Annotated in this window: 26 protein-coding genes; 10 read left to right on the plus strand and 16 right to left on the minus strand. The window is 73.4% G+C overall.

The window, feature by feature from the left end; translation table 11 throughout:
* Positions 1-142 precede the first annotated feature (142 nt).
* Entirely contained in the window at positions 143-838 is a 696-nt protein-coding gene (locus tag ACF3NS_RS01160; protein ID WP_154594344.1) for a demethylmenaquinone methyltransferase, read from the minus strand.
* A gap of 98 nt (positions 839-936) precedes the next feature.
* Between ACF3NS_RS01160 and ACF3NS_RS01165 the strand changes: the two genes are divergently transcribed.
* From ACF3NS_RS01165 to ACF3NS_RS01175, 3 genes are all read left to right on the plus strand, one after another.
* The gene (locus ACF3NS_RS01165; RefSeq protein ID WP_392467342.1) at positions 937-2100 is read left to right on the plus strand and encodes a lipid II:glycine glycyltransferase FemX; all 1164 of its coding nucleotides are present in this window, start codon (positions 937-939) and stop codon (positions 2098-2100) included.
* Complete coding sequence (locus ACF3NS_RS01170; RefSeq protein WP_288798124.1) at positions 2097-3173, plus strand: alanine racemase; 1077 nt, start codon at positions 2097-2099, stop codon at positions 3171-3173. Before ACF3NS_RS01165 ends, ACF3NS_RS01170 begins: the two co-directional genes overlap by 4 nt.
* A gap of 65 nt (positions 3174-3238) precedes the next feature.
* Positions 3239-4471 carry an isochorismate synthase gene (locus tag ACF3NS_RS01175; RefSeq protein ID WP_353889939.1) on the plus strand — a complete coding sequence of 411 codons (1233 nt, stop codon included), beginning with the start codon at positions 3239-3241 and terminating at the stop codon, positions 4469-4471.
* A gap of 173 nt (positions 4472-4644) precedes the next feature.
* Here ACF3NS_RS01175 and menD read toward each other — a convergent pair whose 3' ends face one another.
* The gene (gene menD / locus ACF3NS_RS01180) at positions 4645-6345 is read right to left on the minus strand and encodes a 2-succinyl-5-enolpyruvyl-6-hydroxy-3-cyclohexene-1-carboxylic-acid synthase (RefSeq protein ID WP_392467344.1); all 1701 of its coding nucleotides are present in this window, start codon (positions 6343-6345) and stop codon (positions 4645-4647) included.
* On the minus strand, positions 6342-7361 hold the full coding sequence (locus ACF3NS_RS01185; RefSeq protein WP_392467345.1) for an o-succinylbenzoate synthase: 1020 nt from the start codon (positions 7359-7361) through the stop codon (positions 6342-6344). Before ACF3NS_RS01185 ends, menD begins: the two co-directional genes overlap by 4 nt.
* A 56-nt stretch (positions 7362-7417) precedes the next feature.
* Between ACF3NS_RS01185 and ACF3NS_RS01190 the strand changes: the two genes are divergently transcribed.
* Entirely contained in the window at positions 7418-7663 is a 246-nt protein-coding gene (locus ACF3NS_RS01190) for a hypothetical protein (RefSeq protein ID WP_392467347.1), read from the plus strand.
* Between the two features lie 43 nt (positions 7664-7706).
* Here ACF3NS_RS01190 and ACF3NS_RS01195 read toward each other — a convergent pair whose 3' ends face one another.
* Positions 7707-8201, minus strand: a complete 495-nt coding sequence (locus ACF3NS_RS01195) for an NUDIX domain-containing protein (RefSeq protein ID WP_392467349.1) — start codon at positions 8199-8201, stop codon at positions 7707-7709.
* A 75-nt stretch (positions 8202-8276) separates the two neighbouring features.
* Between ACF3NS_RS01195 and ACF3NS_RS01200 the strand changes: the two genes are divergently transcribed.
* Complete coding sequence (locus tag ACF3NS_RS01200) at positions 8277-9251, plus strand: 1,4-dihydroxy-2-naphthoyl-CoA synthase (protein WP_392467351.1); 975 nt, start codon at positions 8277-8279, stop codon at positions 9249-9251.
* Positions 9252-9329: 78 nt separating this feature from the next.
* Here ACF3NS_RS01200 and bfr read toward each other — a convergent pair whose 3' ends face one another.
* Positions 9330-9815, minus strand: a complete 486-nt coding sequence (gene bfr / locus ACF3NS_RS01205) for a bacterioferritin (RefSeq protein ID WP_154594338.1) — start codon at positions 9813-9815, stop codon at positions 9330-9332.
* Positions 9802-10077, minus strand: coding sequence for a bacterioferritin-associated ferredoxin (locus tag ACF3NS_RS01210; protein ID WP_392467353.1), 276 nt, complete (start codon positions 10075-10077; stop codon positions 9802-9804). Before ACF3NS_RS01210 ends, bfr begins: the two co-directional genes overlap by 14 nt.
* 277 nt (positions 10078-10354) lie before the next feature.
* Here ACF3NS_RS01210 and ACF3NS_RS01215 point away from each other — a divergent pair, with 277 nt between their 5' ends.
* The 3 genes from ACF3NS_RS01215 to ACF3NS_RS01225 all read left to right on the plus strand — a co-directional run bounded on the left by ACF3NS_RS01215 (position 10355) and on the right by ACF3NS_RS01225 (position 13563).
* Positions 10355-11428: a TerC/Alx family metal homeostasis membrane protein gene (locus ACF3NS_RS01215; RefSeq protein WP_392467355.1), complete on the plus strand. Its 1074-nt coding sequence runs from the start codon at positions 10355-10357 to the stop codon at positions 11426-11428.
* A 284-nt stretch (positions 11429-11712) separates the two neighbouring features.
* Complete coding sequence (locus ACF3NS_RS01220) at positions 11713-12894, plus strand: transglycosylase SLT domain-containing protein (protein WP_392467357.1); 1182 nt, start codon at positions 11713-11715, stop codon at positions 12892-12894.
* 24 nt (positions 12895-12918) lie between these two features.
* Entirely contained in the window at positions 12919-13563 is a 645-nt protein-coding gene (locus ACF3NS_RS01225; protein WP_154594496.1) for a hypothetical protein, read from the plus strand.
* 24 nt (positions 13564-13587) lie between these two features.
* Here the strand turns inward: ACF3NS_RS01225 and ACF3NS_RS01230 are convergent, their stop codons facing one another.
* Together ACF3NS_RS01230 and ACF3NS_RS01235 are read right to left on the minus strand one after the other, a co-directional pair.
* Positions 13588-14844: an Nramp family divalent metal transporter gene (locus ACF3NS_RS01230; RefSeq protein WP_392467358.1), complete on the minus strand. Its 1257-nt coding sequence runs from the start codon at positions 14842-14844 to the stop codon at positions 13588-13590.
* Positions 14845-14985: 141 nt separating this feature from the next.
* Positions 14986-15744 carry an SDR family NAD(P)-dependent oxidoreductase gene (locus ACF3NS_RS01235; RefSeq protein ID WP_392467360.1) on the minus strand — a complete coding sequence of 253 codons (759 nt, stop codon included), beginning with the start codon at positions 15742-15744 and terminating at the stop codon, positions 14986-14988.
* Between the two features lie 228 nt (positions 15745-15972).
* Here ACF3NS_RS01235 and menE point away from each other — a divergent pair, with 228 nt between their 5' ends.
* Complete coding sequence (menE, locus tag ACF3NS_RS01240) at positions 15973-17127, plus strand: o-succinylbenzoate--CoA ligase (protein WP_392467362.1); 1155 nt, start codon at positions 15973-15975, stop codon at positions 17125-17127.
* 10 nt (positions 17128-17137) lie between these two features.
* On the opposite strand, the gene ACF3NS_RS01245 is transcribed toward menE, so the two are convergent.
* Positions 17138-17263: a hypothetical protein gene (locus tag ACF3NS_RS01245; RefSeq protein WP_392467363.1), complete on the minus strand. Its 126-nt coding sequence runs from the start codon at positions 17261-17263 to the stop codon at positions 17138-17140.
* 33 nt (positions 17264-17296) lie between these two features.
* On the opposite strand from ACF3NS_RS01245, the gene ACF3NS_RS01250 reads away from it, so the two are divergent.
* Positions 17297-18172 (plus strand): 1,4-dihydroxy-2-naphthoate polyprenyltransferase, encoded by an 876-nt coding sequence (locus ACF3NS_RS01250; RefSeq protein WP_392467365.1) that lies wholly within the window; start codon positions 17297-17299, stop codon positions 18170-18172.
* Between the two features lie 219 nt (positions 18173-18391).
* On the opposite strand, the gene ACF3NS_RS01255 is transcribed toward ACF3NS_RS01250, so the two are convergent.
* Genes ACF3NS_RS01255 through ACF3NS_RS01285 form a run of 7 tightly spaced genes read right to left on the minus strand, consistent with a single transcriptional unit; the run spans position 18392 to position 24992 of the window.
* On the minus strand, positions 18392-19876 hold the full coding sequence (locus tag ACF3NS_RS01255) for a YdiU family protein (RefSeq protein ID WP_392467367.1): 1485 nt from the start codon (positions 19874-19876) through the stop codon (positions 18392-18394).
* Between the two features lies 1 nt (position 19877).
* Complete coding sequence (locus ACF3NS_RS01260; RefSeq protein WP_154594491.1) at positions 19878-20240, minus strand: DUF4229 domain-containing protein; 363 nt, start codon at positions 20238-20240, stop codon at positions 19878-19880.
* A gap of 7 nt (positions 20241-20247) precedes the next feature.
* Positions 20248-21273: a c-type cytochrome biogenesis protein CcsB gene (ccsB, locus tag ACF3NS_RS01265; protein ID WP_154594490.1), complete on the minus strand. Its 1026-nt coding sequence runs from the start codon at positions 21271-21273 to the stop codon at positions 20248-20250.
* Complete coding sequence (locus ACF3NS_RS01270) at positions 21270-22982, minus strand: cytochrome c biogenesis protein ResB (RefSeq protein ID WP_154594489.1); 1713 nt, start codon at positions 22980-22982, stop codon at positions 21270-21272. The genes ccsB and ACF3NS_RS01270 overlap by 4 nt, the downstream gene beginning before the upstream one ends.
* Complete coding sequence (locus tag ACF3NS_RS01275; protein ID WP_392467369.1) at positions 22982-23746, minus strand: cytochrome c biogenesis CcdA family protein; 765 nt, start codon at positions 23744-23746, stop codon at positions 22982-22984. Before ACF3NS_RS01275 ends, ACF3NS_RS01270 begins: the two co-directional genes overlap by 1 nt.
* Positions 23743-24348, minus strand: coding sequence for a TlpA disulfide reductase family protein (locus ACF3NS_RS01280; protein WP_154594488.1), 606 nt, complete (start codon positions 24346-24348; stop codon positions 23743-23745). Before ACF3NS_RS01280 ends, ACF3NS_RS01275 begins: the two co-directional genes overlap by 4 nt.
* Positions 24345-24992 (minus strand): histidine phosphatase family protein, encoded by a 648-nt coding sequence (locus tag ACF3NS_RS01285; protein WP_154594510.1) that lies wholly within the window; start codon positions 24990-24992, stop codon positions 24345-24347. Before ACF3NS_RS01285 ends, ACF3NS_RS01280 begins: the two co-directional genes overlap by 4 nt.
* Between the last annotated feature and the right edge of the window lie 4 nt (positions 24993-24996).

Here is a 24996-nt window from a genome sequence, read left to right on the forward strand (position 1 = left end):
TCTAGGAGGGCTCTGCACCGATGTCGCCTTAGGCAAGCCTCACTTGTGCACGCCTTCACAAGATCGTCGCCTGATCGTGACCCGAGGGCCCGATCCCTCGCGCGACGCGGGGCCGGGGGCGGCTCGCGGGTCGCGGCCTAGGTCATACGGGCTTGACCGCCCGGTGGACCGCGGCGATCCCGCCCGTGAGGTTGCGCCACTGCACCTGAGACCATCCCGCCCGCTGGATCCGGGTCGCGAGCGTGCGCTGGTCGGGCCAGGCCCGCATCGACTCCGCCAGGTAGACATAGGAGTCGGGGTTGCTGGACAGCGTCCGGGCCACCGTGGGCAGGGCCCCCATGAGATAGGTGGTGTAGAGGGTGCGGAAGGCCCGGTTGGTGGGCTGGCTCGACTCCCCCACCACCAGGCGGCCCCCTGGGCGGGTGACCCGCAGGAACTCCGCGAGCGCCGCGTCGGTGTCGACCACGTTGCGCAGCCCGTAGGACATGGTGACGACGTCGAAGCTGTCGTCGGCGAAGGGCAGCCGGGTCGCGTCCGCGGCCGTGAAGGGCAGGGACGCGCGGCGGGCCTTGCCGACCCGCAGCATCCCCAGCGAGAAGTCCGCCGGGACGACGTGCGCCCCCGCCTCGACGAAGGGCAGGCTGCTCATGCCGGTGCCGGCGGCGATGTCCAGGATCGTGTCGCCCGGGCCGGCGCCCACCGCCGACGTCACGGCGCGCCGCCACAGCCGCATCTGCCCGAAGGTCATGACGTCGTTCATCAGGTCGTAACGACCCGCCGTCTCGTCGAACATCGAGGCGACCTCGTGCGGCTGCTTGGACAGCGTGGCTCGGCTCATGACGGACATCTTCACACGGCGGCCGCGTGCCCCCGGTGTAGCCTGAACCGGCGCCAGGCTCGCCTGCGCCCGACCGACCGCCTACCCGGACGAGGACCATGACCGAGCCGACGACCACCACCCGATCGCCCCTGCGCGTCGTGCCGCTCACGGTCGAGGGCCTGGACGCGGGCGTCGAGGCTCGCTCCGGCAGCTTCCTGCAGCTCTCCTCCTGGGCGAGGCTGAAGTCGGAGTGGGAGGGTGAGCGCATCGCCTGGGTCGACGAGCATGACGACGTGCAGGGCGTCGGTCTGGTGCTGCACCGCCGCCTGCCCAAGGTCCGCCGCTCGCTGGCCTACCTGCCCGAGGGTCCGGTGCTGCCCTGGGACGAGGTCGCCGAGGACCCGCAGCGGTGGTTCGGCCCGCTCGTCGAGCACGCCCGCCGGTCCGGCGCCTTCACCCTGCGGTTGGGCTGCCCGTCGACCGCGCGCACCTGGGAGCCCGGGACGGTCAAGGCGGCCCTCGCCGACGAGGAGCAGACCAGCCTGTATGCCGTGCCCGCCGACGCCGTCGACGCGTCCGGCTCCGCCATCGTGTCCTGGCTCCAGGCGCGCGGGTGGTCCCGGGCCGACGACGGGCCGGGGTTCGCGGCCGGGCAGCCTCGCCTCACCGCGGGGCTCCCGCTCGCCGGGCAGAGCGAGGAGTCCCTGCTCAAGGGCATGAACCAGCAGTGGCGTCGCAACATCAAGGCCGCCACCAAGGCCGGGGTGCAGGTACGCCTGGCCACGCCCGAGACGCTGCGCGAGGACGTCGCGGCGTTCCACCGCGTCTACGTCGAGACCGCCGAGCGCGACGGCTTCACCCCCCGGCCGGAGTCCTACTTCCACCGCATGGCCGAGCTCATGGGTGCCCCCGGCTCGCCCGCCCGCTTCGAGCTGGCGCTCGGCGAGCTGGACGGCGAGCTGCTCGCCGCCACCATCAACATCACCGTGGCCGACCGCTGCTGGTACCTCTACGGGGCCTCGACCACCGCCCGCCGCGAGGCGCGGGCCATGAACGGCACCCAGTGGTTCGGGATCCAGCGGGCGCTCGCCGAGGGCTGCACCGTCTACGACATGCGCGGGATCACCGACGAGATCGGCAACGACGACCCGCACGCGGGGCTGGTCCGCTTCAAGATCTCCGTGGGTTGCGACGTGCACGAGCGGGTCGGCGAGTGGGACCTGCCGATCAACCGTCTGCTGCACAAGGCCTTCCAGCTCTACCTCGGGCGGCGCGGATGACCTTCAAGCTCGTCATCGACCAGCCTCGGTGGGAGGCGCACGTCGACGCCTACCTCGCCGAGCACCCCTGGGTGGTGCCCGTGGTCAAGGGCGACGGCTACGGCGTCGGCGCCGAGCGGGTCCTGGCGCAGTGCCGCCGCGTGCAGGCTCCCGTCGTCGCCGTCGGCACGCCGGCCGAGGCGCAGCAGGCCCTCGCCTCCACGGACGGCGACGTGCTCGTGCTCTTTCCCACCCTGCCCGGCGAGGCGCTGCCGGGCGGGGCGCTGCCCGGCGACGCGCGGCTCGTGCACACCGTGGCATCCGAGACCATGCTGCGCGAGTTGCTCGGCACCGGGCGCAGGTTCGTGGTCGAGGTGGACTCGCCGATGGGACGCCACGGCATCGAGTGGACGCGCCTGCCCTCGCTCGTCGACGCCCTGCGCGACGAGCACTGCGAGGGCGTGGCCCTGCACAACCCGCCCTCCGGCGACCGGGTGGAGCTCGTCTCCTCGCTGCTGGACCGGCTCGGCGAGCTGGGCGTCACGGTGCCGCGGCTCTACGCCTCGCACCTGACCGCCGAGGAGGTCGGCCGCCTCTCGGGCTCGGCCGGCGACACCGCCGTGCTGGTCCGCACGGGCACCGACCTGTGGCTCGGCGACCCCGCCGCGCTCACGGCATACGGCCAGGTGATCGACGTGCACCCGGTCGCCAGGGGCCGCTCGATCGGCTACTCGCAGAGGACCGCTCGCAAGGACGGCTGGCTGGCGGTCGTCGGCGGCGGCACGGCCCACGGCGTCGGCATCGAGACCGCTCGTCCCCGTATGACGCCGCGCCTGGCGGCGCGCAAGGCCGCCCGGGTCGTCGCCACGCAGCTGGGTGGGGCTCCCTCACCGTTCCGGCTCGACGGCCGCCGGCTCACCTACGCCGACGTCCCGCACATGCAGGTGTCGATGGTGAGCGTCCCCTCGGGCAACGCGGTGCGCCCGGGCGACTGGCTGGCGTGCGACATGCGGATCACCGTCACACGTTTCGACGAGGTCGAGGTGCGGGGCGCAGACACCGGAGCCGCGTCGCCGGGGGTCCCCGGACGGTGACGATCTCGACCACGTCGTCCGTCACAGGCACGGGCGGGCCCGCTCCCGTGCCCTCCCTCCGGGTCGTGACGCGCCGCATCGCCGACCCGGGCGACCTGCTGGGCCTGGTCCCCGCGAACCTCCCCGCCACCGCGATCTTCTCGTGGCTACGACGCGGTGACGGCATCGTCGGGTGGGGCCAGGCGGCCCGCGTCGACACCATCGGGGCCGACCGCTTCGCCGAGGCGTCGCGGTGGTGGACCGCGCTCGTGGCCGAGGGGTCCGTCGACGACGACGTCCGCCGCCCCGGCTCCGGGCTCGTGGCCTTCGGCTCCATGGCCTACTCCTCGTCGTCGCCCGCGGGCGGCACGCTGGTCGTGCCGTCGGTGGTCGTGGGACGGCGAGGTGACGAGGCGTGGGTGACGACGTGCACGCCTGCCGGGCAGCCGACCCCGTCGGTCCACCTCGAGGCCCGCCCCGCGCCGGCGTCGCCGCAGGGCGTGTCCTTCGGCGACGGCTCGCTGACGCCGACCCAGTGGATGGGCGCGGTCGCGACGGCCGTGTCGCGCATCAACGCCGGCGAGCTCGACAAGTGCGTCCTCGCCCGCGACCTCACCGCCCGCGGCCTGGCCCCGCTCGACACCCGGCGGCTGCTGCAGCGCCTCAGCACGAGCTACCCCAACACCTGGGCCTTCTCGGTCGACGGGCTCGTCGGGGCCACGCCGGAGATGCTGGTCCGGCTCGAGCGAGGCCTCATCACCTCGCGCGTGCTCGCCGGGACCATCCGCAGGACGGGCGACGACGAGCGTGACCTGTCCCTCGCCGCGCATCTGGCCCGCTCCTCCAAGGACCTCGTGGAGCACGAGTTCGCCGTCCGCTCCGTGGCGGATCGCCTGGCCCCGCACTGCGACTCGATCAACGTGCCGGAGTCGCCGTTCGTCCTGCACCTGCCCAATGTCATGCACCTCGCCACGGACGTGGCCGGCGTGCTGTCGTCCCGCTCGACGTCGCTGGCGCTGGCTGAGGCCCTGCACCCGTCGGCGGCGGTCTGCGGGACACCCCGCGACGCCGCGGAGGCCCTGATCACGGAGCTCGAGCACATGGACCGGGGGCGGTATGCCGGACCCGTGGGCTGGCTCTCCGCGGGCGGGGACGGCGAGTGGGGCATCGCGCTGCGGTCGGGGGCCATCTCGCCCGAGGACCCGCGCGAGATCCGGTTGTTCGCCGGGTGCGGCATCGTCGCGGGGTCGGACCCCGCGGCCGAGCTGGCCGAGTCCGACGCCAAGCTCGTGCCGATGCGCGACGCCCTGTCCTCCTGAGTCCACCGCGCAGGCGCTGCCCTGGGGACCTTCCCCGGAGACTGCCTTGCGGCATGCGGCATGCGGCATGCGGGGTGCCGGAGGTGCGCCCATGCACGACGCGAGGTGCGACGAGGATGTCGGACGCAACCCTCACGCCGTCGGCGTGCGGAGGGGGTCGGGGAGTGCAGCGCTCAGGTCAGCACGGCCGCGACGGCCGAGCGCACCTGGGCCCGCAGCGCGCGGACCCCGGTGCGCGCCAGGGGCACCTCCACGACCCGTATGCCGGAGGCCTTGCGGCGCAGCGCCTCTCGCAGCGCCGACGTCGTCGTCACCCGCTCGTGGGCAACGTGGTGCGCGGCGCACAGGGCGCCGAGCTCGGTGCCGGTCGGCGTGCCGAAGACGCGCTCGAACTCCCGTGCGCGAGAGGGATCCCCGTGCTCGAGCGTCGCGAAGATCGCGCCGCCGTCGTCGTTGACCACCACGACCGTCAGGTCGGGTCGCGGCTCACCGGGGCCGACGAGCAGCCCGTTGGCGTCGTGCAGGAAGGTCAGGTCGCCCATCAGCGCCCACGTCGGTGCGCCCGACGCCAGCGCGAGTCCCGTTGCGGTGGAGACGCATCCGTCGATCCCCGCGAGCCCGCGCGAGGCGACGACGGTCACCGGCGCCGCGAAGTCCCCTGAGGCCCAGTCGAGGTCGCGGGCGGACTGCGACGAACCGACGAACAGCGTTGCGCCCTGGGGCTGCTCGGCAAGCTCACGCAGCACGGTCGAGGCGACCGTCAGCCCGGACAGCTCGTCCGCGGGCCAGAGCGGGGTGGCCGCGAGCCGCTCACCCGCCTCGCGCCACCGGGCCGTCCAGGCCTCGTCATCGGTGGAGCGCTCGTGGATCTCGGTGGCGGCCAGGGCTTCCCACGGGTGCACGCGGCTCACCCGGGCCGAGGGGTCGGGCCAGTCGGGCGCCGGCGTGACGCAGTCGACCCGCTCCACCTGGCGCAGCAGGTCGGCGACGTCACGCGTGAGCGTCAGTCGGCCCACCACGAGCACCCGCGCGGGCAGGCTCGACTCGAGCCAGGGGCGGCACGTGAGCAGCAGCGGGCCGTGGGGCAGGACCGACGTACGGTCCATCAGCCCGAACGGCTCCGCCACCACCGGCCACCCCGCCGCCCGCGCGAGCGCCACCGCCTCGTCGGCCATCGCCGGCTCGGGCAGGTCGCCGAGCACCACCACGGTGCGGGGGACGTCCTCGACCCCTGTCACCGACTGCAGCGCCGTGGTCGCCGCCGACGTCCACGGGGTGCCGCCCGGTCGCCCCTCGAGGGACTCGGGCCAGTCGTGAGCGTCGCCGGGGGTCAACGGGTCTCGCATCCCGACGTCCAGGTGCACCGGGCCCGCCCACCCCGTGAGCGTGCCCGTCGCGGCGGCGCAGGCCCGGGAGACGACGGAGCGCCATCCGGCGACCTGCCCGGCCCGACGCTCGGGGGCCGGGATCTCGTGCCGCCACCGCAGCGCCTCACCGAACATGCCCGGCTGCACCGTGGTCTGGTTGGCGCCGGTCCGCAGCAGCTCAGCGGGCCGGTCGCACGACAGCACCAGCAGCGGCACGCCGGCGTGGTGCGCCTCGAGCACGGCGGGGTGCAGGTTGGCGACGGCCGTGCCGGACGTCGTGATGACCGGGACGACCCGTCGCGACACCTTGGCCAGGCCCAGCGCGAGGAAGCCCGCGGACCGCTCGTCGACCCGCACGTGCAGCCGCACCCGCCCCACCTGGTCGGCCGCGTGCACGGCGTAGGCCAGTGGCGCAGAACGCGATCCGGGGCACAGCACCACGTCCGTCACGCCGTGCCGGGCCAGCTCGTCGACGAGGACCTCGGCCAGGGCCTGGGAGGGGTTCATGCCCCGATGCTCGCAGACCCGGACGCGAGGACCGCGTGGCACGCGGCGACCCGGTCCCGCCACCAGGCCGTCCGCCCCGACGGCGCCGCGAGGGCGTCGAGCCGGTCGGGTGGCACCTCGACCGGTCGTATGCCGAGCGCCCCGCCGCTCGGGAGCAGCGGCGCGGCGGCGACGTCGCCCTCCAGCAGCGCGACCGTGCCGAGGCCGCAGGCGTGCTCGAGCGACGGGAGGGCGGCCGCGAGGGCCACGCCGGCGCGGATGCCCACCGAGGTGTCGAGGGCGGAGGACACGACGGCGGGCAGGCCGCACGCCTCGACGACGCGCAGGGCCGCCCGCACCCCGCCGAGCGGGGCAACCTTGACCACCACGAGGTCGGCCGCCTCCAGCCTGGCCACGCGCAGCGGGTCCTCGGCCTTGCGGACGGACTCGTCCGCGGCGACAGCCACATCGATCCCGTTGCGGGCCAAGGCGATCCGCAGCGCGGCGAGCTCCTCCACGGTGGCGCACGGCTGCTCTGCGTACTCCAGCCCGTGGCGCGACAGGGCTCCGAGCGCCCGCAGCGCGTCGTCGACGGACCAGCCGCCGTTGGCATCCACCCGCACCCGCGCGCCCGGGCCCATGACCCGCCGCACCTCGGCGACCCGGGCGAGGTCGTCGTCGAGGGACTGGCCGCGCTCGGCGACCTTGACCTTGGCCGTCCGGCAGCCGTCGAAGCGGGCGACGACCCCCGCCACCTCGTGGGCGGCGACGGCCGGGACGGTGGCGTTGACCGGGACGGCCTCGCGGACGGGCTTCGGCCAGCCCAGCCACGCCGCCTCGACGGCGGCGGCCAGCCAGCGGGCCGCCTCGTCGGGCGCGTACTCCAGGAACGGCGCGAACTCGCCCCATCCCGCGGGGCCGTGGATCAGCACGGCCTCACGGTGTGTCACCCCGCGGAAGCGCGTGTGGAGGGGGATCGTGACGACAGCCATCTGTCCGAGCAGCTCGTCGAGGGCTGGCAGCGCGCGGGTCGGCATACGGCCCATCATCCCCCGCCGCCGGCCCGAGCCGTCCGAGAGGAGCCGACCGGCTCATGGCCTTCGTGATCGTGCTGGCGATCCTGACCCTGGTGGCCGCGTATGCCGCCGCCCGCCCGAACGACCTGTGGTTCCAGCACTACGCGGGGCGCTTCGCCCGGGCCCGCTCCGCGCGACCCGGAGAGCCCGAGCACGCGCGACGGCGGCGGACCTACCTGGTGATGGCGGCGATCTGCGCCGCGCTGCTCGCGATCAGCCTCTGGGCGCTGTGGCAGAGCAACCAGCCTGCACCCGTCTCGTGATCGCGGGCGAGACCGGCCGGTAGGCCCGTCCCGGTAGGCCCGATCAGGCTGGCCCGAGGAGGACCTCGCGAGGGTCGTCGAGCGCGACCCGCACCCGGTCGCCGAAGTGCGCCCGCATCGACGGCACGCCCTCCCGCACACCGCGCACCGGCCACCAGCGTGCCTCGAGGTTCTCGTCGTCCCCGACCGCCGGCTCACCCGAGCCCCACCGCAGGCGGAAGGTGTGGTCGACGTACTGCGCCTCGTCGCCGTTGGCGTGCCTCACCGGCTCGGTCGTCGACACCCACACCAGCCGCTCGACCTCGGCGACCACGGACGCCTCCTCCATCACCTCGCGGACCGCGGACTCGTGGACCTCCTGCCCCGGCTCGACGATGCCGGTCACGGGGCTCCACTCGTCGGTGTCGGCACGCCGCACGAGGAGCACCTGCTGCTCGTCCCCCTCCCCCCTCAGGACGACGGACGTGACGCCGGTGAGCCACAGGGGCGCGTGCCCCACGTGGCGGCGCAGCTCGACGATGAACTCGGGGATCGGCATACCTCCACCGTATGCCGACCGCGCGCCGCCACCGCCGCGCCACCGCAGCGGCGCGGCGCGGCTATCCTCGGTTCGGTGAGCAGCCTGGACGTCGTCAGCGAGACCTTCGACCCCGCCGAGTGGACGGAGGTGGAGGGCTTCGACCTCACCGACATCACCTACCACCGCCGCGTGGGCGGTCCGTCCCGCAGCGCCAACGGCGTGGTCCGGGTCGCCTTCGACCGGCCGGAGGTCCTCAACGCCTTCCGCCCGCACACCGTCGACGAGCTCTACAGCGCGCTCGACCACGCCCGCATGACCCCCGACGTGGGAGTCGTCCTGCTGACGGGCAACGGTCCCACGCCGCGCACCGGCCAGTCCGCGACCACCGGCGGCTGGGCCTTCTGCACGGGCGGCGACCAGCGGATCCGTGGGCGCAGCGGCTATCAGTACGCCGTGGAGGGCAGCACCGACGAAACCGCCGCCGCGATCGACGAGGCGCGGGTCAAGGCGGCGGGCGGGCGCCTGCACATCCTGGAGGTGCAGCGCCTCATCCGCACGATGCCCAAGGTCGTGGTGGCCGTGGTCAACGGGTGGGCGGCCGGCGGCGGGCACAGCCTGCACGTGGTGTGCGACCTGACGATCGCGTCTCGCGAGAACGCCCGCTTCAAGCAGACCGACGCCGACGTGGGCTCGTTCGACGCGGGCTACGGCTCGGCCTACCTCGCCAAGCAGGTGGGTCAGAAGTTCGCCCGCGAGATCTTCTTCCTCGGTCGGTCCTACACCGCCGAGGACATGCACCGGATGGGCGCGGTCAACATCGTGGCCGATCACGCGGACCTCGAGCGCGAGGCCCTGCAGGTCGCGACCGAGATCATGGGCAAGAGCCCCCAGGCGCAGCGGATGCTGAAGTTCGCGTTCAACCTGAGCGACGACGGTCTGGTCGGTCAGCAGGTGTTCGCCGGGGAGGCGACGCGCCTGGCCTACATGACGGACGAGGCCGTCGAGGGACGAGACTCGTTCCTGGAGAAGCGCGACCCCGACTGGTCGCCCTTCCCGTGGTACTTCTGACCCGTCACGATCGCTGAGGCGCGGCCCGCGGCCGGGCCCCGTCTCGACGGCCGCACGCCGCGAGGGACCCGAGAGCGGTCAGGGGGCCTCGCCGGGCGCGAGCTGCAGGGCGAGGTAGTTCTCGATCCCCGTGCGGGCGATCGCGTCCAGCTGGCCCTCGAACCAGTCCGCGTGGGTCTCCTCGTCGCGCGCCATCTCCTCGAAGATCGAGGCGCTCGCGTGGTCACCGAGCGCGTGGCACTCCTCGGCGGAGGCGTTGAACTGCGCGACGGCGGCGACCTCGCTGGCCAGGCCGAGCCGCAGCATCTCCTCGGCGGACTCGCCGATGCTGATCGGGTTGAGCCGCTGCACGTTGGGGTGGCCGTCGAACATCAGGATCCGCTCGATGAGCTCGTCCGCGTCCTTCATCTCGCCGATCGACAGGTCGTAGAACACCTTGCCGAGCTTGGGCAGACCCCAGTTGTCGAGCATGCGCGCGTGCAGGAAGTAGGTGTTGACCACGGTGAGCTCGAAGGTCAGCGCCTCGTTGAGGAGCTCGATGATCCGGGGGCTACGCGGCTGCATGTGAATCCTCCAGGGCCGATTGGACGGTCGCCAGGCGCGCGAGCTGAGGCGCCAGCGCGTGCTCGAGCGTCAGCCTAGCGCCGACCGCCTGGAAGGAGTCCTCACGGAACCTCTGGAGCAACGACCGCACCGCCGGGACGCACCCGCCGCACACCGTGCCGGCGCCGGTGGACCGGCAGACGGCCCCGAGGGTGGGCCCCTCCGCCGCGGCGACCTCGAGGATCTCGGTGTCGCGCACGATGCGGCAGTGGCAGACGATCATGACGGCAAGGCTAACCTCACTTAGGACATCCTCACCAGAGGGTGTGGACGAGATCACACCCCGTCCGCGCGCCACGAGCTCCCTGCGTCGGAGAGCGTGCGTCCAGGCGACGCCCAGGATGTCGGGCTAGCGTTGCCCGTCGAGGGGAGTACTTCCCAGTCCCGATCCGGTCATTCCGGCGGCCGCGGCAGACGGCCGCCTCGGACGGGGGCCCGACGCCTGGCGCGGGTGAAGGAGACCTCAGACCGCCATACGACGATCTGAGGACCCCACCTTGATGCTGACCCTGTCCATGCCGTATGCCGCTGCGCCCGCCGCAGCCCAGGCCGCCCCCTCCGGCGGGGCCATCGACTCCATCGGCACGCCCATGCTGTGGGCCGCCACCCTCGGCGCCGTGCTGGCGTTGTTCGCCCTCGACTTCCTGCTGACCCGCAAGCCGCACGCCGTCTCCATGCGCGAGGCCGTCAGCTGGTCGGTGTTCTACATCGCGCTCCCCCTGCTCTTCGGCGGGTGGGTGTGGGCGCAGCACGGCTCGCAGACCGGGATGGAGTACTACACGGGCTACCTCGTGGAGAAGTCGCTCTCGGTCGACAACCTGTTCATCTTCATGCTGCTGCTGGCGGGCTTCGCCGTCCCGAAGGAGCTGCAGCAGCGCGTCCTGCTCATCGGTGTCGCGGGCGCCCTGGTCCTGCGCGGCATCTTCATCGCCCTCGGCGCACAGCTCATCGCGAGCTTCGACTGGGCCTTCCTGCTCTTCGGCATCATCCTGCTGGTCACCGCCGTCAAGGTCGCCCGCGACGCCATGACCGACGTCGACCACCAGCCGGTGGCCGAGATGCCGGTAGTCCGCCTGATCAACCGCGTCTGGCCCGTCGCGCAGGAGTACCACGGCACCCGCATGACGGTCCGGTCGGCTGGACGGCGCGCCCTGACCCCGCTCGCCGTGGTCACCCTCGCCGTCCTCGGGACCGACATCATCTTCGCCATCGACTCGGTGCCCGCGGTCTACGGCATCACCGGAGACCCCTACCTCGTCTTCGCCACCAACGCGTTCGCCCTGCTGGGCCTGCGGGCGCTGTACTTCGTGCTCGAGGGGGCGCTGTCGCGGCTCGTGCACCTCGGGCACGGCCTGGCGATCATCCTCGGCTTCATCGCCGTCAAGCTGATCCTGCACTGGGCCCACGGCGTGTGGCCGGGCGTCCCGACCGTCCCGACCCTGTGGTCGCTGGTGTTCATCGTCGCGGTGCTGGCCGTCGTGACGGTCACGAGCCTGAGGGCCACGCGCGACCGCTCCACCGGCTCCATCGGCGCTCACGACCACGCCGTCGAGCAGGACGCGCAGCGCTACTGAGTCTCACGAGACGCAACCACGACCCCCGGACGGGTGTTGCTCGGATCACACGGGCGTGCTCCGCGGATTCGAGCCACTCCGTCCGGGGCGATATGCTAGAGGGACGTGCTTGGCTCACCCGCCGGTCGGGATGGAACATGTCGACCGGCCGATCCGCACGTCTCCCGCGTCGGCCCATCTCGTGCGTGCTGGCGCCCCGGCGGTCCCCTTGTCCCGGCCTCGTGGCCCAGGCGCCGCCGTGCCACCGAAGCACCTGACCGTCGCCCCCTCCCCGATCGGCTCTCATGCGTCACCACCCTCGTCATCGCGCGCCCTCGCGTCGCACGTCCGCCCCCAGCATCGCCGCCGCCACGGCCATCGTCGCCGCGGCGACCGCCGTGGTCACCACCAACCTCCCCGGCCAGGTCTCCGAGGCGTCGGCCGTGGAGGCTGCACCTCGCGCGACGGCCGTCGCCGCCCCGCCGCAGGTCGCGGGGTCCCAGGTGGCGGCATCGAGGGACAAGGACAAGGCGTCCCGCTCCTCCGCGCGCACAGCACCCTCCGCCGCCACGATGACGCGGCTGCTGCGCCCCGTCGCCGTCCCGGGCGCCCTGCTCACGGCCCGACCCATCGACAGCGTGGCCACCCGCACGGCCAAGGCGGGGGTCGCCTCCGCGCGGACCGCCGAGGCGGGCACCCGTGCGACCCTCCAGCGCACGCGCACCGACGCCGACGCGAAGCACCGCGCATGGGCGCAGACCGTCACCGAGCAGACCCGCGCCGTGCAGCAGGCAGCCGGCGGCCGTCCCGCGGGCGCGGGCGCGACGGCGCCCCTCACCGCGAGCGGCGCCGTCGCCGCGATCGCCGGCCCGGCGGTGCGGGCGCAGGACGCCACGGCCGCCGCCCACGCGCGCTGGACCGACGCCGAGAGCGCCCTCGCCGACGCGGTCGTCGCCCAGCAGCGTGCCGTCGACGCCCTGGCCGCCGCCCAGACGCGCGCGAGCGGGCTCGCCGACGCCGACACCAGGCGAGTCGTCGCCGACGGGTCCTTCGTGGCCCTGGCCGACGGCCAGGTGGTGCGCACCGTCCGTCCGGGCACCGCGGTCGTCGGCAACGGGCACACCGTCACGCCGCAGATCAGCCGTCAGATCGGCGAGGCCCTCGGCCTGCTCTACGCCGCCGGATTACCCCGGGGCGAGCAGGACGCGGAGAACCTCGCGATCATCATCTACAACGAGTCCGGCGGGGACGTGGGCGTGGTCAACACCTACGACCGCAACGCCGCCGCCGGCACGCCGTCCTTCGGGCTGATGCAGACGATCGGGCCGACCTTCGACGCGTTCGCGCTGCCCACGCGCACGGACCGCCGCGACCCCGTCGCCCAGATCATGGCCGGCGCCCGCTACGCGCAGGCGACATACGGCGGGCTGGCCGGGGTCCCCGGCGTCAAGAGCCTCCGTGGCGGCGGACCCTACCTCCCCTACTGACGCCTCCCGACCTACCCTGGTCGCATGGCACTGGGTGATCGACTCAAGGACAACCTCGTGGGCGCGGCGCGCATGGCCGCTCACCTCGCCACGGGTCCGCTGCACAGCCACGAGCGGCGCACCTGGGGCGCGACGCCCGACGAGGTCGAGGCGAGACTGCCCGGCGACGAGCTGATCGAGGACCACGACTGGCGGTCCACGCGGGCCGTCACCGTCTGGACGACGCCCGACCGGGTGTGGCCCTGGTTGGCGCAGATCGGTCGGGGGCGCGGCGGCTTCTACAGCCACCAGCTGCTCGAGCAGCTGGCCGGCTCGCTGGACGGCAACGTCGAGCAGATCCGTCCCGACCTGCAGGATCTGCACGTCGGCGACGAGGTGCGTCTGCACCCGCAGCTGCCCCCGCTGGTGGTCGCCGAGGTGGTGCCCGGGTCCACGCTGGTCCTCGTCGGCATCCCGCAGGCGGGCCCGCTCGCGCGGACGGTCTGGTCCTACCACCTGACGCCGCTCAGCCAGGGTCGCACGCGCCTGGTCGAGCGCAATGCCTATGCGCACGGCGAAGGGCTCACCGAGCGGCTGGCGGGCGGGCCCTACGTCATCGAGCCGGTGAGCTTCGTGATGAGCCGGGAGATGCTGCTCAACATCAAGCGGCTCGCCGAGCAGCCCTCCTAGCCGAACAGCCCTCCCAGCCCCGCCCTAGAGCTTCTGGATCGCCTTGACGATCTCGTTGGCCGCGAGCGCGACGAAGGCCACCGCGCACAGCACCATCAGCACGTTGGACCACGCCTTGTTGCGCCACTCGCGGGGCACGCGGTCGGTGTTGAGGATCCACAGCAGCGTGATCGCGAGGAAGGGCATGAAGAAGGACCCGAGCACGCCGTACGCCAGGATCAGGTAGACCGGCTTGCCGAGGAACATCATCAGCATCGGCGGGAAGGTCAACCACAGGATGTACCACCGGTAGTACTTGCCGCCGGTGCGCGTGTCGGGGTGGCCCGACGGCAGCCCCTTGAGGTTGCCGATGAAGTCCGCGAACATCAGCGACACGCCGTTCCACACGCCCACCAACGAGGACATGGCCGCGCCGAAGAAGCCGACGAGGAAGACCTTGCCCGCGAAGGGGCCGTAGCGCTGGTCGAGCACGTCGGCCACCGAGAGCAGCCCCTTGTCGTCGCTGGCGATCTTCATGGAGTGCATGAGCTCGGCGCCGACGATCAGCGTGGCGAGGACGAAGATGCCGGTCACGACATACGCCACCGTGTTGTCGATGCGCATGACCTTCATGAATCGCGGGGTGTCCCACCCCTTCTCGCGCAGCCAGTAGCCGTAGGCCGCGAGGGTGATGGTGCCGCCGACGCCGCCCGCCAGGGAGAGGACGTTGACCAGGCCGCCGTCCGGGATCCACGGCTTGAGGCCGGCGAGGATGTCGAGCAGGTTGGGCAGCGTGATGATCGCCGCGCCCACCATCGCGACGAACATGATCCCGACGAAGGCCGCCATGACCTTCTCGAAGATCTCGAAGTGGTGGAACCACACGAGCGCCAGGCCGACGAGCCCGGAGATGATCCCCCACCAGGTGACGCTGAGCGCCGGGAAGAGGGCGTTGAGCGGCAGGCCGGTGCCCGCCATCGCCGCGGAGCCGTAGACGAAGCCCCAGATGACGATGTAGGGCGCGTAGTACCAGCTGGTCCAGCGTCCCAGCGAGCGCCAGCCCTCGAACATCGTGCGCCCGGTCGCGAGGCTGTAGCGGCCCGCCCCCTCGACCAGGACGATCTTCATGATGCAGCCGACGACCACGCACCACAGCAGGCCGTAGCCGAACTTGCTGCCGGCGATCAAGGTGGCGACCAGGTCGGCCGCGCCCACGCCGGTGGCGGCCACGATCAGGCCCGGCCCGATGATCTTCCACCGCGGTGGGTTGGCGGCGTCTGGGGCTGCGGTGTCACGGGTCATGCGCGGGAGTATGCCGGACCGCCCGACGCCTGGCGAGGCCCGCCCATCGGCGCGGAGGGCGCCGCTGATGCGGGGGGTCAGCTGGTGCCGAGGCCGTGGGAGAGGCCGCTGAGGCCGTGGGAGAGGCCGCCGAGGCCGGGGTCAGCCGCGACGGACGAGCTTGTGCGGCGCGGCCTGGGCCTGGGGCTTGATGACGAGACGGTCGATGTTGACGTGAGAGGGCCGGGTCGCGACATACGCGATCGCATCCGCGACGTCGGCGGCCACGAGCGGCTCGGCGACCCCCTCGTAGACCTTGTCGGCCGCCGCCTGGTCGCCGCCGAGGCGGACCAGCGAGAACTCCTCGGTGTGCACCAGGCCCGGGTCGATCTCGCAGACCCGGATGCCGTCCTCGACGGCCTCGAGCCGCAGCGTCTCGGCGATGACGGTCTCGGCGTGCTTGGCGGCGCAGTAGCCGGCCCCGCCCTCGTAGACGCCGAGGCCGGCGATCGAGGAGACGATGACGACCATGCCGCCCTTGACCTGGGTGAGGGCGGGCAGCAGCGCCTTGGTGACCTGCAGGGCGCCGATGACGTTGGAGTCGTACATCGCGCGCCACTTGTCGACCACGGCGTCGGCGATCCGCTCGGTGCCGAGCGCGCCGCCGGCGTTGTTGACGAGGACGTCGAGCCGGTCGCCGACCTCTTGCGCGAGGCGCGCCACGTCCTCCTCGCTGCTGACGTCGCAGGTCACGGCGCGGCCGTCGATCTCGCGGGCGAGCTGCTCGATCCGCTCGGTGCGCCGCGCGGCGCAGATCACCTCGAAGCCCTCCTGGGCCAGGCGGCGGGCGGTGGCCTCGCCGATGCCGCTGGAGGCTCCGGTGACGACGGCCAGGGGACGGGTGGTGATCGCGTCGGTCATGCCTGCCATCCTGCCCGGTGCTCGCTGGGGCCCGCACACCCGGCTCGTATGCCGTCCGCGCCCGGATGCCGCCCTCCGCGACGTCCATTGGTCACCAATGACCGGATTGATCGTTCATCCGTCCCCTGAAAACGTGATTGGTGACCAATGGCGGGGGCGCTCGACCTCATAGGTGTGGCGAGAACCTGCACACGGGGTTCGTCGGTGGCCCCCGTTATGGTCAGCCGTATGACGATGATCCGCTGGCCCGCCTCGGCCTCCATGACGGAGGTGGTGCGCGACCTGGGGCCGCTCGAGGCCGCGCTCTCGGGGCGCGGGGCGGCGGTGTGCCCGGGGGGAGCCCCGCCGGGTCTTGGCGATACGACGCCGGAGGGCACCGCGATCGTCGTCGGCACCTCGGGCTCCACCGGGGCGCCCAAGCTGGCCGTCCTGACGGCCGCAGCCGTGCGTGCATCCGGCGAGGCCACGGCCGAGCACCTCGGCGGCCACGGGCAGTGGCTGCTCGCCCTGCCGCCGACGCACATCGCCGGCCTGCAGGTCCTCGCCCGCTCGCTGCTGGCCGGCCACTCCCCGGTCGCGCTCGACGACGGCCCTTTCACCCCGGAGGGGTTCGCCGCGGCGACCGAACGTCTCACCGGTGGCGTCCGGCACTACACCTCGCTCGTGCCGACCCAGCTGGGCCGGCTGCTCGCCTCACCTCTGGGCGTCGAGGCCGCGGCGAGGTACGACGGGATCCTTGTCGGCGGAGCCGCGCTGCCCACCACCGTGCACACGCAGGCGGTGGCCGCCGGGTTGCGCGTGGTCCGGACCTACGGCATGAGCGAGACCGCGGGCGGCTGCGTGTATGACGGACGGCCGCTGTCCTGCGCCCGCGTGCGGCTCGACCAGGGACGCATCGTGCTGGGCGGCGAGATGGTTGCCGATGGCTATCTCGGCGAGCCGGTGCTCACCGGCCAGCACTTCACGGTCGCGGACCGCACGCGGTGGTTCCGCACGGACGACCTCGGCGAGCTCGCCGACGATGGCACGCTCACCGTCCTCGGGCGTGCCGACGACGTGATCGTCACCGGTGGCCTCAAGGTCGCGCCGCGCGTCGTGGAGGACGCGATCCTGACGCACCTGCCGGCCCTTCGTGAGTGCGTCGTCGTCGGGGTCCCCGACACCGAGTGGGGGCAGGTCGTCGGGGCGCTGCTGGTCGGCGACGCCGTGCCCGACGTGGAGCGTCTGCGGGAGACGCTGCGCCCCCACCTCGCGCCTCATGCCCTGCCCCGCGTGGCGACCGGCGCGGACGGCATACCGCTGCGGGGCCCGGGCAAGCCGGATCGCGCAGCCGCACGCCACCTGCTCGAGGGTCACGGACGCGCGCGTTCACCGGCGGGGTGAGGTCAGCGGGTCACGGCTTGGACGTCGCCTGCGGGGTCGGGAGCTGGATGAGCGCGGACTGGTTGGGCGGCACGACATACACCGTGTTGCCCTCCTTGCCGGCGATCGTGATGTCGATCGCGCGCGTGCCGTGCACAGCGCGATCTCTCGATCACGAGACAATGTGCCCATGGCCACCATCTCCCAGTGGATCCAGGGCGCTCGCCCGCGGACCCTGCCCGCCGCCCTCGCTCCCGTCGCCGTCGGCACCGGATCGGCAGCCGGGCTCGGGCACTGGGACGCGGCGCTGGCCCTGCTCGCGCTGCTCGTCGCGCTCTTCCTGCAGGTCGGCGTCAACTACGCCAACGACTACAGCGACGGCATCCGCGGCACCGACGCCGACCGGGTCGGGCCCGTGCGGCTCGTCGGGGGCGGGCTGGCCACGCCGCTGCTGGTCAAGTACGCCGCCTTCACGTGCTTCGGCCTCGCGTGCCTCGCCGGGCTGGCCCTCATGGGGCTGTCCGGCGACACCTGGCTGCTCGTGATCGGGATCGCGGCGGTCCTCGCGGCCTGGTTCTACACCGGGGGCTCGCGCCCCTATGGCTACGCGGGACTGGGCGAGGTCTTCGTGTTCGTGTTCTTCGGCCTGGTGGCGGTGGTGTGCACGACCTACACCCAGGCCGAGCGGGTCGACGCCGGCACCTGGGCCGGGGCGGTCGGCATCGGCTCGATCATCACCGCCGTCCTGGTCGCCAACAACCTGCGCGACCTCGGCGGCGACGAGCTGGCGGGCAAGCGCACCCTGGCGGTGCGGCTGGGGGACCGCGGCACGCGCATCCTGTATGTCGTGCTCATGGTCGCGCCGGCGGTGTGCGCGGGCCTCGCCGCCTGGGCCGGTCACGGGTGGGCACTGCTCGGGCTCGTCGGGCTGCTGCCTGCGGCCATGCCCTGTCGCGACGTGCTGCGGGGGGCGACAGGCGCGGCGCTGGTCCGGGTGCTGTCGGCGACGGGCCTCGTGACCCTGACGTACGGCGTGCTGCTGGCCGCCGGCCTCTGGATCCGCTGACAGACCTACCGGGGGCGGGATCATCGACCTGGCGAACGAAGCCCGGCTGATGCCCCTACCGGGGGCGGGATCATCGACCTGGCGAACGAAGCCCGGCTGATGCCCTTACCGGGGGCGGGATCATCGACCTGGCGAACGAAGCCCGGCTGATGCCCCTACCGGGGGCGGGATCATCGACCTGGCGAACGAAGGCCGGTCGATGCCCCTACCGGGGGTAGGTCAGGTGCCGCAGTAGGTGATGTGGCGTGGCGCCCCCGCCGGCGCCGGACCGCGCAGGTCCTCGAGGCCGGGCCGGTCGGCATACGGGCTCGACACGGCGCCGAGCAGCCGCTCGAACGGCCCCAGGTCACCGGCGGTCGCGCGGGCCAGGGCCTCCTCGACCCGATGGTTGCGCGGCACGTAGACCGGGTTGACCGCGTCCATGCGCGCCGCGACGGCCGCCCGGTCCTGCGGCAGCAGCGCGTCGCGTCGCGCGACCCACGCGTGGAAGTCGGTGGCGTCGAGGAAGTGCCCGTCTGCCGTGCGCGCCGACAGGGCCCGGAAGAAGGAGGTCCAGTCGACGCCGTTCGTCTGCAGCAGCGCCAGGAGGTCGCGGACGAGCTCCCGCACGGTCTCGTCGACGCCGTCGCCCAGGGCCGACTCGTCAAGGCCGAGCTTGTCCGCCATGCCCTCGACGAACGCCTGGTCGTAGCGCTCGGCGAACTCGTGCAGCACCGCCGTCGCGGACTCCACCGCCCCGTCGGCGCCGTCACCGATCAGCGGGATCAGGGTCTCGCCGAGGCGCGCGAGGTTCCACTGCGCCGCCGCCGGCTGGTTGCCGAAGGCATAGCGCCCGCCCGTGTCGATCGAGCTGTAGACCGTCGCCGGGTCGTAGGCGTCGAGGAAGGCGCACGGACCGTAGTCGATGGTCTCGCCGGAGATGGTCATGTTGTCGGTGTTCATGACGCCGTGGACGAACCCGACGAGGGACCACTGCGCGACGAGCTCGGCCTGGGCGAGGGCCACCCGGCGGAACAGCTCGAGGTAGGGCTCGTCCGCCTCGGCCGCCGCCGGGTGGTGCCGGGCGATGGCGTAGTCCGCCAGGGACCGCAGCAGAGCCGGGTCGCCGCTGGCGGCGGCGTACTGGAAGGTGCCGACCCTCAGGTGGCTGGCGGCGACGCGGGCGAGGATCGCGCCCGGCAGCGGCGTCTCCCGCAGCACCGTCTCCCCCGTCGCCACCACCGCGAGAGCGCGCGTCGTGGGGATGCCGAGCGCGTGCATGGCGACGCTGACGAGGTGCTCGCGCAGCATGGGTCCGACCGCGGCCTTGCCGTCACCGCCCCGGGCGAAGGGCGTGCGGCCCGAGCCCTTGAGGTGCAGGTCGCGGCGCGTGCCGGAGGCGTCGACGAGCTCGCCCAGCAGCAGGGCCCGCCCGTCGCCGAGCCGTGGCGAGTAGCCGCCGAACTGATGGCCGGCGTAGGCCTGGGCGACGGTGGTCACGCCGTCCGGGACCTGCCCGGCGAGCAGCGCCACCCCGTCCGGCGAGCGCAGCCAGGCCGGGTCGAGGCCCAGCTCGCCGGCGAGCCCCTCGTCGAGGGCGAGCAGGCGTGGCGCGGGCACGGGGGCGGCCGACCAGGCGAGCGACAGGGCCGGCACCGCGCGGGCGTAGGTGTCCTCGAGCCGGAAGGGGAGGAAGGACGGGCGCCGCGGGGTGTCGGCGGACATGTCAGCGCCCGTCCCGCCGGTCGCCCCGGTCGTGCCGGTCGTCCCGGCGATCGGTCTGCGGCGGGCGGCCGTCCGACCCGGCCTCGGTGTGCCGGCCGATCTCGGCGTCCTCGACCTCCTCGTCGGTGATCCGGTGGGAGCCCGCCGCCTCGGCGCGGGCGGCTCGCTCGTCCACCCGGGAGGCGATGCGCGCGCTGAACTCCTCGCGGGGCCCGCGCAGGACGAACAGCGAGGCCACCATGGACAGCAGGCCCGCGAGGACGACCAGGGTCAGGCCCCGCAGCCCCACGAGCCACAGGACGATCAGGCAGCCGAGGAAGAGCATGATGCGCAGCAGGGAGTAGCGCAGGCCGGGCGAGCTCATCGCCAGATCACATCCCCGAGTAGGAGTGCATGCCGGACATGAACTTGTTGACCACGAAGGAGTTCATGACGATGCAGAGGAACCCGGCGATCGCGATCCAGGTGGCGGTGCGGACCCGCATCCCCGTCGTGGCGCGGGCGTGCAGGTAGGCCGCGTAGACCACCCAGATGATGAAGGACCAGACCTCCTTGGGGTCCCAGCCCCAGTAGCGACCCCAGGCCTTCTCGGCCCACACGGCGCCGGCGATCACCGTGAAGGTCCACAGCGGGAACGCCACGACGTGCAGGCCATAGGCCATACGGTCCAGCGCCCGCGAGGACGGCAGCGCCGCGAGCAGCGTCTGGCGCCACCCCGCGAGCCGCGACTCGGCCGCCTGGCGGCGCTCGCTCGACTCCTGCACGAGGTAGAGCGCGGAGAGCGCCGCGCCGATCGCGAAGATCGCCGTGGCGATGATCGCGATCGAGACGTGCACGACCAGCCAGTAGGACCGCAGCGAGGGCATCAGCTGCCCCGCCTCGGTGTAGACGCTGAGCGCCGGCCCGAGGATCAGCATCAGCAGGGCGGTGACGAAGACCCCGAGCCACCGCACGTCCCGGCGCAGGGACATCACGACGTAGACGACGCTGACGGCCGCCGCCGCCGTCAGGAGGTACTCGTAGAGGTTGCCCCAGGGGGCGCGCATGACGGACAGCGCCCGCATGACGACGGCCGCCACGAGGAGCAGGGACGCGAGCCGCGTCAGGGCCAGCCCGATCCCGGCGGCCGGACGGGGCACGGGCGCCTCGTCGACCCCCGCCGCGGTGGGGGCGTCGTGGCGGACCAGGGTGCCCGTGCCGCCGGAGGCGGCCGTCATACGGGCCTCGCCGGAGGCGGCCGTCGCAGGGGCCTCGCCGGAGGCGCTGGACCGGCCGGCGAGCGCGCGGCCGCGGGTGCCCGCCAGGTCGACGGCGAAGGCCAGGAACGCAAGGCCCAGCACGACGAGCGCGGAGTAGACCGCGAGGTTGGAGTAGCCCGCGAGGGCTTCGTTGGTCATCGTGCGTTCTCCTTCGTGGGCCGGGCGGGCGGGGTCAGCCCGAGCCGCTCGCACAGCTGCTCGGTGAGGTCGTCGACGGCCTCGCCCAGGCGGGGGTCGTCGTTCTTGGCGAGACCGGCCACCTCCAGCAGGGTACGTCCATCCCGCTCCCCGACCCGCACGAAGGCGCGACGACGTCGCACGACGAGCGAGAGCACCAGCCCCACGAGCACCAGCACCGCGCCGAGCAGCGCGACGGGCTTGCCCGGGTCGTAGCGCACCGACAGCCCCGCGAACCGCTGCACGCCCTCAAAGGTGACCGACCCACGCCCACCGGGCAGGGCACGGGTCTCGCCGGGGCGCAGCGCGATGCGGACGGGCAGGCCACTCTCGGTCGTCGGCTGCTTCATCGCCGAGGTGTCGAGGGTGTAGACCGACTGCGGGCGCCCGCCGGGGAACAGGTCGCCCTCCCACAGCTCCAGCAGCAGGCCGGGCGCCACGGGCGCGGGGAAGTCCGACTGCGGCATGGCGCGCAGGGCCTCGTCGGAGATGGTCGGCGCGAACAGCCCGAGGAAGCCGAGCTGCTTGCCGGCGGGCAGGGCCGCGACCTTGACCGCGCCGGTGGACGTGTAGTTGTTGTCCTGCGGACGAAAGACGGTGGCCTGCTTGTAGACCTGGCGCCCCTGCGCGTCCTTGACGGTGATCACCGGGGCGTAGCCGTTGCCGAGCAGGTAGACCGAGGACTGGCCGAAGCCGAGCGGCTCGTTGACCTCGAGCCGCTGCCGGCGCTCGGGGGCGCCGGGGGCGTCGCGGGTGGTCACGTCGGCCTCGAACGACCGCGGCTGCCCGAACTGCTTGCCCTTGAGCGTGGTCTCGAAGGCCACCCGCACCTGGTCGACGCGGACCGTGAACGGCGGCAGCGACTCCTCGTCCACCCACGGACCCTTGGTGAAGGTGTCGTGCTGGCTGGTCGTGTTGGCGAAGGTCTCCCCCTCGGGCACGATCGCGTCGACGCGCCAGCCGAGCAGGTGGCCGAGGGCCACGCCGACGATGACCACGAGCAGCGCGACGTGGAACACCAGGTTGCCCACCTCGCGCAGATAGCCGCGCTCTCCCGAGACCGAGCCGTATGCCGCCCGCCCCGCCGCACCCGGGGCCGCCGCCTCAGCGGCGCGGACCCGGTAGCGCCGGGACCGCAGCACCTCGCGGGCCGCCTCCAGGGCTCGCGCCGGCTCCACGTCGCCGAGCTCCACGACCCGGTGCTCCGGCATCCGGGCCAGTCGGCTCGGCGCCCTTGGTGGGGCGGCCCGCAGCTCGCGCCACAGGATCCGCAGGCGGGGCACGACGCAGCCGACGAGGGAGATGAACAGCAGCAGGTAGATCGCGGCGAACCACGGCGAGGCGTACACGTCGAACAGCCCGACGCGGTCCATCCAGGGCCCGAGGGTCTTGTGCCGCTCGAGGTAGCCGCGGGTCTTGACCGGGTCGATGTCGCGCTGGGGAAAGACCGAGCCCGGCACGGCGGCGAGAGCGAGCAGGAGCAGCAGCAGCAGGGCGGTGCGCATGCTGGTGAGCTGGCGCCAGGCCCAGCGCAGCCAGCCGAGCGGGCCGAGCCGGGGCTGGATGACGTGGGCTCCGTGGCCCGAGCCGTCACCGGTGCCGGCGCCTGCGCCGACGCCTGCGCCGCTTCGGGCGCCGGCGTCGCGGGAGCGGGAGGGGCTGCTCGGCATCACAGCACCGGGGTCCCGACGAGCTCGGTGAGCCGGGTCTGCACGCCGGACATGAGCGGCTGCCACAGCCCGAGGACCATGAGCAGACCGAGGACGAGGAGCAGCCCCGCGCCGCCGAGCTGCAGCGCCCGCTGGTGGCGGCGCAGCGCGGTCCAGGTGCCGGACAGACGGCCGTAGCCGCCCGCCAGCATCAGGAAGGGCAGGCCGAGGCCGAGACAGTAGGCGACCCCGAGCACGGCGCCGCGCGCGAGGGGCCCCGTGGCGGAGTCGTCGAGGGGGCTGCCCAGCGCCATGACGGCTCCGAGGGTGGGCCCGATGCACGGGGTCCAGCCGAGCGCGAAGGCCGCACCGAGGAGCGGGGCTCCCGCCATACCGGCCGCCGGTCGCCAGCCGACCTTGACCTGGCGCTGGGTCCCCATCCCGGCGAAGACGAGGGCGAGCAGGACCACCACGACGCCACCGACCCGCTCGAGCACGTCCCGGTGCTCGCGCAGCAGCGTGGACACGGAGGTGACGACCAGGACCACGAGGGGCACGAAGACCGCCGTGAAGCCGAGCACGAACAGCAGCGTCCCGGCGAGCATCCGCCCGGTGCGCCGGTCCTCGAGGCGGGTGTCGCCGAGCCCGGTGACATAGCCGAGGAAGCCCGGCACGAGCGGGAGCACGCAGGGCGACAGGAAGGACACGGCGCCGGCGAGCACGGCGACGCACGCCGCGAGCGGGAGGGTGCCCTCGGCGATCACGTCGGTCAGGCCGGCGATCACCCGGCTTCCTTGGCGACGTCGTCGACGAGGTCCTGGACGGTGCGCTCGGAGGTGATGGCCCCCAGCACCCGCGCCGCGATGCGCCCCTGCTTGTCGAGCACGAGCGTGGTCGGCGGCGACGGCGCCTTGCCCTGCAGCGCCAGGACGGTCTGCCCGTCGAAGGCCAGCGTGGGGTAGGGCACCTGGCGCCCGCGCGCGAAGTCGCGCGCGTTGTCGGAGGACTCCCGGCCCGCGTGCACCCCCATGAAGACCGCGTCCGGGTGCGCCTTGCGGACGGCGGCGTACAGGGCGTTCAGCCGCGGCTGCTCCTCGACGCACGGCGGGCACCAGGAGGCCCACAGGTTGAGCACGACCACGTGGCCGCGCTGCTGCTCCGCGGACCAGGGCTTCCCGTCGAGCGTCGTGCCCCGCAGCGTCACCGGCTCCTTGCGCTGGGCCGCCGTCAGTCGCTCGATGGTGCCGTCGCCGGACAGATAGCCCTTCTGGTCGCCGGAGCGGGCCTGGGCGTTGATGGAGCCTGCGTCGTCGGAGCAGCCGGCGAGCGGTATGCCGACCGCGGCCGCCGCGAGCGCGGCGCAGAGCATGCGTCGGACCTGCGTCATGCCCCCACCGTGGGCTCGGCGACCTGCAGCAGCGCGCCCGCCGGCTCGCTGTAGACGATCGAGGTGAGCCGGTCGCCGTCGTAGTGCAGGCTCGTCAGGCTGGCCAGGCTGCACTGGCGGCGGCGCGGGTCGTGCCACAGCGGACGGCCCTCGAGGTGGCGGCGCAGCGTCCACACGGGCAGCTGGTGGGAGACGAGCACGACCTCGCGACCGGGCGCGTGCTGCCGGGCGGCGTCGACGGCGGCCTCCATGCGGCGGGCGATGGCGCGGTAGGGCTCGCCCCAGGACGGGGTGAGGGGGTTGCGGACGAGCCACCAGTTGGCGGGTCGGCGCAGGGAGCCGGCACCGTGGCCGAAGCGCCGGCCCTCGAAGTGGTTGCCGGCCTCGATCAGCCGGCTGTCCGTGAGGATCGGCGTGCGGAAGTGCTCGGCGACGGGCCGGGCCGTCTCCTGCGCCCGCTCGAGCGGGGAGGCGACGACGAGGGCGACGTCGTGGCCCTCCAGCGACTCGGCCACCCGGTCGGCCATCTGCCGGCCGAGGTCGGACAGGTGGTAGTCGGGCAGGCGTCCGTAGAGGATCTTGGCGGGGTTGTGGACCTCGCCGTGGCGCATGAGGTGGACAATCGTGCGGGGGGTCGCGGTCATGCTG

This window comes from Arsenicicoccus cauae (assembly GCF_043162025.1).
Lineage (GTDB): Bacteria > Actinomycetota > Actinomycetes > Actinomycetales > Dermatophilaceae > Arsenicicoccus > Arsenicicoccus cauae.